The sequence below is a fragment of the Magnetospirillum fulvum MGU-K5 genome, assembly GCF_000442515.1.
Lineage (GTDB): Bacteria > Pseudomonadota > Alphaproteobacteria > Rhodospirillales > Magnetospirillaceae > Phaeospirillum > Phaeospirillum fulvum_B.
In genome coordinates this window covers 1-7,932 of record NZ_AQPH01000103.1, presented here as the reverse complement: position 1 = coordinate 7,932, position 7,932 = coordinate 1, and the positions used below count along the sequence as shown (strand labels likewise).

4 protein-coding genes, 1 pseudogene and 1 other annotated feature are annotated in these 7,932 nt (G+C 53.5%); of the genes and pseudogenes, 4 read left to right on the top strand and 1 reads right to left on the bottom strand.

Features of this window, described 5'->3' with window-relative positions:
• Positions 1–178 precede the first annotated feature (178 nt).
• Complete coding sequence (locus K678_RS18385) at positions 179–340, top strand: BRO-N domain-containing protein (protein ID WP_021133578.1); 162 nt, start codon at positions 179–181, stop codon at positions 338–340.
• Between the two features lie 142 nt (positions 341–482).
• Here K678_RS18385 and K678_RS18820 read toward each other — a convergent pair whose 3' ends face one another.
• A complete protein-coding gene (locus K678_RS18820; protein ID WP_155804586.1) occupies positions 483–4,415 on the bottom strand; it encodes an NACHT domain-containing protein in 3,933 nt (1,310 codons plus the stop codon).
• Between the two features lie 325 nt (positions 4,416–4,740).
• On the opposite strand from K678_RS18820, the pseudogene K678_RS16285 reads away from it, so the two are divergent.
• From K678_RS16285 to K678_RS16275, 3 genes and pseudogenes are all read left to right on the top strand, one after another.
• Positions 4,741–5,712: pseudogene (locus K678_RS16285) on the top strand (IS3 family transposase).
• Positions 4,879–4,995, top strand: a sequence feature (AL1L pseudoknot). (Overlaps the previous pseudogene by 117 nt.)
• Before the next feature lie 294 nt (positions 5,713–6,006).
• Positions 6,007–7,602, top strand: a complete 1,596-nt coding sequence (locus tag K678_RS16280; RefSeq protein ID WP_021133573.1) for a recombinase family protein — start codon at positions 6,007–6,009, stop codon at positions 7,600–7,602.
• 113 nt (positions 7,603–7,715) lie between these two features.
• Positions 7,716–7,932: type II toxin-antitoxin system RelE/ParE family toxin (locus K678_RS16275; RefSeq protein WP_021133572.1), on the top strand; the 217-nt coding region annotated here is incomplete at its 3' end.

The window sequence follows — 7,932 nt, the reverse complement described above, 5'->3', positions numbered from 1 at the left end:
TCGCCGACCGTGTCGCCCGCCAGCTCTCGGAGCGCCAGACCGTCGCCCTCGATCCCGACCTCGCCGACGCGATGGGGGCCTTCGTCGAAACCGCGCTCACCCCCGATCAGGCGAAACCGTCCTCGCCCCAATCCTCCGGCCCCAGCCGGTCCCGTTAACAACAGCATGGAGAGTGCCCATGTCCGCCGATCTCACCCCGTTCCTGTTCGAAGACCACCCCGTCCGCACCATTCAGCAGGACGGCCAGCCCTGGTTCGTCGCCGCCGACATTTGCCGGTGCATCGGTATCCAGAATCCGACGATGGCCGTCGCCAATCTCGATGAAGACGAGGAGTCCTGACCCTAGCGAAACCCAAACTCTCCGGCTCCGGCAGGTCCCGCTAAAAACAGCATATCGTGATTGTTACGGTCCGATACGACAGGGTTATTTCACAAAATACTCTTGTTGAAGCGAGGATGAAAGTTGTTTAGAGACAAAAATTTTAACTTAGCGCAGCAAACGAATCTCTGGGGAACTTAGCCTCTTCAATCCAAAATTCTTTTTGATCGAAATTTGACAACCTTCCGTCAAGACACTTCTGAAGCTCTGGTCGAAGATCTAAGGGAATTTTTATTACGCGACATGCGGATATCAGTGACGTCAAAAGTTCTTCCTTCAGGCTACGAGAGGCTAAGCTTCCATCAGCCAGGAAGCTCACGAGTACCATTCCCAAGTAAGGATCGCCTTCGGATATCAACCCTTCAACGACAGGTTCTATTTCAACAGGCATATCCGCAAGAATACGCAACAAATTTATCGATGACCTAACGATCGGTGTGTCTTCAGGCCGAGTAACAAGCTCGGTCTTTGATATCTTACTAAGCTGATGCAGTGCCTCATTATTCTGGCACGAGATGATATTGGCGCAAATTATGAAAAGTAAATTTCTTCGAGAAGGCTGCCTCATAAATGCCTGGATGTATGATGATACAGATAATAAGGTTAGAGAGCGCTTTGGCCATATGTGCATGCGTGCGGCTGCCTCATTTAATTTATCTGCAACCCAATCGTCATCAAGTGCCTGCTCCCCAAACAAAATGAACGACTCAGGATAAAGCCAGTCAGCATCGCAAATTGAAAGGAATTCAGCGACTTTTCTTGCTTGTTCTGTATTGAAGGCAGATTCACCGCCGCCAATAGAGGCAAATTTAATTAATTTTTCAACGCAATCCCTATGATGTCCGCTTAGCTGGTTCCTAATGTCTATTAACTGATCAAGAATTTGAATATTCTCAGAATCTATTTTTAAGTATAAATTTGCCCATTTGAATGCACCATAGGTGGCTACGTTTTTATCGAACCAAAGCCCGTTCTTACAGCGTATTAAGTCTTCTTTCGTCAGGCCGAAATCCCGCCAGCGGCGCTCTGCGATTGCCCAATCCTGAACTGTTCCAAAATCGCCAGCCTCAACTTTATCGGCGATATTGTGCAGATCCTGATCTTGCTTGCATACATCGACGATAGAAGAGAGTGGCCATGGAATATATTCATGAATTTCTTTTGTTTCTGAGATAAGTTTTTCTGATGCTATAAATCTAAGCCATTTCGCCGCGTCCGCAATATTTGAATTGGCTGTAATTTTCATGGCCTCAAATATGATGAGCCACTTCACATGGATGGGGATGTCGCTCTTGGGCTGGGGAGGGCTCTGTTGCAAAAGGGGCGAAAACTTTGCGACTATTTTCTCATCTGACTTTGGGTGCAGAACACCTGCACCAGCTCTCGGTCTCAATACGGAAATAAGGTTGAGAATCTCGGGAGAAATTGCACCTGCTGAAATATCATTAATTTTCTCTGGAATAACCCGCTCAGCAAAGCTGGGGTCGCTGGCCAGTAGTGTGGCAAGAACTCTATCGGAACACACTCGAGATAGGGCGTATATATTGACATTCTCTATAATATTCATTGCATCTTCTTGTGATTCTGGCCAAAGCCGACCAATCAGGTGCGTAAAATTATCGTTACCCGAGCCAGCGATCATTACGAGAAATTTCCAGGCGGCCAAACTGCTTGGAGATTTTTGGCAAATTTTTTCAACTATATAATCATTAATAAGTTGCTCTGTTTCCGGTTCGCAAAGCTTTACGAGACGTACATCAATATTAGCTTCACCAAGCTCAAGCAATTCTATGGCGTGTGAGCAAAGAGTTCTTCGATAGTTAGGGTGGTCAGCACCGATCCCATCCAAGAACAGCTCCAGCGCCAACTTCGCGCCATTCCTAACGATCTTGTCTGCGCCAAACGCCTCCATTTGACGAGCGATGCTGATAACCGAGGATCGACGATGATGAAATGCATCTTCAGCGAAACACCTGCTCGCTGCGATTAGAAAAACGTGCTGCCAATGCGCCTTTCCGGTGATATGAAGTAGGCGCTTTTCCATTATGTCATGCTCACCAGATGTAAGCGCGGCCGCCGCCATATATTCCTGAAGCGAGCGGACGTCGAAGCTAATGCTCCCCTCCTCGCGAGCTGATAAGAGAACAAGTCGATGAAGCGCAAGGTGAGTAAGTTCTTTCACCCGGCATTCCAGAGCCTCCCCCTCATAACCCTCTGATAAGAGATAGTTTCTGAGAAGTAATTTAAAATTTTCTTCATTTAAAGCCGAGTTGGCACTACCTCTTTTCTCGCTGTTTATCTGAAGAACAAGGCCTGCTCTTTGATGGATTGGGCCAATATGCGACAGGTTCTTCTCTAACGCTCTCTGCGTTTCTCCGCCTTTTGATTTTTCACGCCTCTTGAGAACGTCAAAATATTCATTAAATAAAGCCCACCTAGCAGCTGGTATGCTGCCGCCAGTATCGACAATTAAATGTAAAATTGTGACTTGAAGCGGGCTCTTCATTAGTCGTGATGTTGCTGCTTGCTTACTCGCTCGTAACAAGCGATCTGAAATGTACTCACGCCGTTCAATGTCGTCGGGATACTGTGCTTGGCCTAAGGCCTCTGCATAGGCGAGCGCTCGTTCAGCCGGGAGGTCGGCAAGGTTCCAGTGCTCCCAGGACCGCTTATCGAGGTCGTCATTATAGCCCTGAGGGCGAGTGGTGACGATCAGGAGGACATCTGCATTTGCATCTGCAATTTCAGAGATAAAGCCTTTGATTCCATCAATCACGGCCTCTCGCTCGCCGGATGGGGGGACTTCATCGAGCCCGTCAAGCACAACCAACCAAGGATAACTAGCCAACCATGCGCGAAGATCGTCTCTATCAATAGTGCCGTCTGATGTTTTCGACAAATTCTCGGAAATGTGCGCAAGAAGGGACGGTGGGTCCTCACCCTTTTCCTTTGCGGCGCTGATGGCGTCAGCAAACCTTGGCAGGATCACGTGGACGGGATATCGAAGAGGGACTTCAGTGGATATCCCTTCCTTCCGTGCACGATCAATTATCTCTGGAACAAGAATTTTGATATTGTCGTCATGCTTGTAAGAGCTGTCTCGAATAATTGAAAAAGCCCTCAAAAGTTGAGAAAAAAATAAAGTTGCCGTTGACTTTCCCTGACCTGGACCGCCAAGTAAAACTATTTTATTTTTAGATTGATATTCACTTGCATTGTCGCCAATTTCATCATTTTCAGGAAGCTCATTAGCGTGAACATTTTTTGATCTATCAATTAATGCGGATACTAAATTCTGTTGTATTTTATTATATTGCAACTCAACGACGGGTAGGTCGACAAAAACTTGGCTGGTTCGCACCTGTCCATCAGAAACACTTCCAGCATCCTTGAGACGTGCGAACTGATCTCTCCGTAGTGAGGTTTTTAGTGATCTGCGGATGATCGCGCCAAAATTTTTCTGTCTAGACTGTAATTGCGAAAGCACCTCAGTCAGCACGTCCCCGGGAGTTACCCAGGCGGCATAAGTTCGACGCACGCACTCATTTCCTGACAATAGATCAATTATTTTGTCCCGAGGCCAAATATCAAAATCTAATATTCCAATCGATTTCTTCCAATCATCAATAAATGAAGACACCTTTGTGTGGCCGCCATTTCTTTTAGCTCCTTCTGAGGAAATTCCATCCGCCCCCGAAAGATTTATATTAGTTGCAATAATGTAATATTGAGGCTTCCTCAATATTGACAAATTCTTTTTATATTTACCTTCCTCTCCCTTTAGTTGTTTTATCAGCCATTTCGCGTCCTCAATGCCTCCCTTTGGCGAAAGGCAAAATTTGGCCTGTACGACGAGATACCCGTTCCATTTCCGCGATTCATAGCCGGGTACGACACCCTCGTGGGTGAAGTCTCGACCGCCGTCCGGTCCGGGAGAGAATACGGTTCCACCAGGACCAAACTGGGCGAAGCAAAGCGCTCGAACGAGCCTCTCAAAAGCCCCAGGATTCAGGCGAGAAAGATCACACGGTTCCATGCCGCTACCCTCTTGATCGCGTTCTGAGCGTATAATAGCGCGAAAGCGCAATCTTTGAACCACTTAGAAGATTGGTTGCATAAGTCGGCTCGCACCGGCAGGAGCTTGGTCGGAGCGACAGAGATTCACCGGTAGTGTATACGTATGAAGGAGGGTGAAATTGCGTGATCGATGACGGTCTGGTTGCAGGTTGCAGGGATCGTCCAATTGAACTGCCCCAGGTTTGCCAAAGGCCTCAACTTCTAAGAAGGCAGAGCGTGACGAGCAAGACGCCGAACAAATCCCCCCCCCCTCCCCCCCGACGGTGCGGTCCCGCGCGGTTCGGATGGTCTTGGACCATGAGAAGGGTCATCCGTCGCGCTGTGGGCGGTGGTTGTTTCGATCGCGGGAAAGATCGGCTGATGGCGCTTGAACGTGAGGACCGTAAGCTTCTGCAGGCGAACAAGATCTTGCGCAAGGCTCCAGTATATTTTGCGATGGCGGAGCCAGACCGCCGGTTCAAGCCATGATTGCCTTCACCGACGAGCACCACACGGTGCGTGGGGGCGAGCCGATCGGCAAAGTGTTGCCGATCGCCCCGTCCACCTACCACGCCCACATCGCCGGTCGTGCCAGCACGGCCAAGCTATCGATGCGGTCCCGTCCCGTCGGGATACTGCACTGCAAGTGGACGGGCGCCGTGTGTTCGATGAGAACTTCCAGATCTATGGGGCGCGCAAGGTCTGGCGCCAATTGGCTCGGGAAGGCCATGACGCGGCCCGCCGTGCCCGTTGGATCGGGTGAACCGTCAGTTCGGCGCCCTCCCCCAACAGAGAGTGGCTGTCCGACTTCACCTATGTGACGACGTGGGGGCTGCGTCTATGTCGCCTTCGCCCGGCGTATCGTCGGCTGGCGGGTGTCCCGGACCGCCCATGCAGGCTTCGTCCTCGATGCTCTTGAGCTGGCCCTGCACGCCGTTCAGGGCGGCGGCCTGGCCCACCAAAGCGATCGCGGCAGCCAATACGTCAGCATCAAGTACACCGAACGCCTGGCCGAGGCTGGAATTGAACCCTCTGTCGGCAGCGTCAGTGATTCCTACGGCAACGCCCTGGCGGAAACCATCAACGGCCTCTACACGGCGGAGGTCATCCATCGGCGCGGTCCGTGGCGGTCGTTCGAGGCGGTGGAATTCGCCACCCTGGAATGGGTGGACTGGCTCAACAATCGGCGGATCATGGAGCCCATCGGCTACATCCCGCCCGCCGAAGCCGAGGAACGCTACTACGCCATGATCGACCAAAAGCCTATAGCAGCGTAACTCAAACCAAACGGCCTCCGGCAAATCCGGGGCGGTTCAAACCTCGCCGTCATCGCGTTGAGCACCCGAAGGGTGCGAATAAGCCCAGAGCCCCCAAGGGGCGACGCGTGGTGGGCCCACCACGCCTATCCTGCCCAAACACGACAGGTGAAAGTTCGTGGAATGATCGTTAAACTTCATGAAAGATCGTGAATCTTCGTGAAACAACCAAATACGTAATTTCCGATATAATCTTTGGTTAGTCGCACCTGGAACCAAGTTGATTTCGGCTTCATTGGCCCATAACCTTCGCCGATGAACTCGACAACCCCCTCTCGCATCGCCATCTACGCCCGCTATTCAACCGACATCCAAAACCCATCTTCGGTTGATGATCAGGTCGCCTTGTGTCGAAACCTCATCGCCGATCAACTCAAGGTCGATCCGGATCGGGCGCTGGTGTTCTCCGACGCGGCGATCTCCGGCGCGACGACCGACCGGCCCGGCTTCCTGCGTCTGCTGACGGCGGCCAAGGCCGGGCGGATTGACCTAGTCGTTGCCGAGGGCCTCGACCGCCTGTCCCGCTCGTTGAAGGACATTGCCGGGATCCACGAGACCCTCGTCTTTCACGGCGTGGGGATTTTGACCGCGCATGAGGGCCGCGTCTCCGAACTCCATATCGGCCTCAAAGGGACGATGAACGCCTTGTTCCTGCGTGACCTGAAAGCCAAGGTCCGGCGCGGACTGCGGGCCCGCGTCACCGCTGGCTATGCCATTTCGCCCTGTCCCTACGGCTACAAGGTCGTGCGAGGCGTGGTGGACGAGAAGGGACGCAACGTCAACGGCGTGCGCGAGATTGACGAGGCAGAAGCCGCCATCGTCCGCCGTATTTTCCAGGAATGTGCCGACGGGGTGCCGCTGAAGACCATCGTCGCCGGGCTCAACCGCGACGGCATCCCTTCGGCGAACGGTGGGGTGTGGCGGGTGGCCTCGTTGACCAACGGCTTCAAGCGCCAGGGCGGTATCCTGCGCAACGAAGCCTATCTCGGCAAGACGATCGGCAATCGCTGTTACGTCCTGCGCGATCCGTCCACCGGGAAGCGCAAGGTGATCTCGAACCCGCCCGAGGCGTGGATCAGGATCGACGCGCCCCACCTGCGCATCATCGACGACGAGACTTGGCGCAAGGTGCGCAAGATCGATCGCGCCCGCAGCAAGAAAGAGACAGCCCCGCCACAGCCCCGCATTCTCACATCGCACAACCAGCACGCCCTGACCGGATGGGTCAAATGCGGCTGCTGCGGCGGGCCGAAATCGATCGCCAACAATGGCCGCTATCTCTGCTCGAACCACCGCTATTACGCCACCTGCCGCAATGCGCGGGGGACGCGGGAGCCGGTGTTGCTGGAGAAGACCTTTGCCGCCCTGTATTTCCGCATCAGGACCGGGGCCGATTTCCGCCCCCGGTTCGTCGCGGCGTTTGGGGCGGAACTGGAGCGGCGCAAGGAGCTACGCCGCTCCGAAGCCGATATCGTCGCCCGTCTCGACCGTCTGGTCGAAGCGATCGAGCGCGGCATCAATGCCGAAAGCGCCACCCAGCGCGCCCTGGCGCTTCAGGAGGAGCTGAATCGACTCCGCCTCGACACGCCGACCGACCCGCTGCCGCCTCTCCCCAACGAGGCGACGATCCGCACCATCCTGGCCCGGGCGGTGCAGTCGGTCGAAATGAGGCGCGACGTCAAGCGCACCCGGCTGATGTTCCAGCATCTGCTCTCCGAGATCGTCCTCACCCCGATCGTCGAGCGGTATCAGGGCGAGACGATCGAGCTGACCTTACGCGAAGAGGGCTGGCCCGATTTCTGGCGGATGGTGATGGCCGAATCAGCCGAGGCCGCGCGCGACGAGGAATAGGCTGTTCCGGAGAGCATCGGCTGAACACGGTATCAGTGGCCCGCTCGATCGGCACCATAACGCATAACGCATAACGTCTTGCGTTATAAAATGAGGAGCGTTAGGGTCATCTCATGATCGTTGATTTCGCCTGCAAACAGACGGAATTGGTGTGGCACGGCAATCTCAGCCGCAAGCTGCCCCAAGACATCCAGAAAACCGCATTGCGTAAGCTGCGAATGCTGAACAACGCCAAGCGTCTGGATGATCTGAAGGTTCCGCCGAACAACCATCTTGAGGCGCTGCAACGCGATCGCATCGGCCAGCACAGCATTCGCATCAATGATCAAT